Genomic DNA, 224 nt, shown 5'->3' with positions numbered 1-224 from the left:
CCTGCTGCGGGCCACGGGCCGCCGCTGCGTGGGCGCCGGGCTCGCCGTGCCGTCCGCCGTCACCGAACCCGACGGGCTCGCCCTCAACCCCCTCCATCTGGCCTGGCCGGCCGGGGAGCCGGTGCGCCGCATCTTCGCCGGCCTCGTGCACGCCGCCGGGATCACCGGGCCCGCCTTCGCGGGCAACGACGTCAACCTCGCCGCCCTCGCCGAACACCGGCACG

At 78.6% G+C, this 224-nt stretch carries 1 pseudogene; it reads left to right on the top strand.

What is annotated here, in order from left to right:
* A pseudogene (locus tag GT030_RS26790) lies at positions 1-224 on the top strand (ROK family protein); the annotation flags it as partial.

The organism is Streptomyces sp. SID1328 (genome assembly GCF_009865595.1).
GTDB lineage: Bacteria > Actinomycetota > Actinomycetes > Streptomycetales > Streptomycetaceae > Streptomyces > Streptomyces griseoluteus.
The sequence above is the reverse complement of the archived record's forward strand: the minus strand, read 5'-3'. Positions and strand labels throughout refer to the sequence as shown.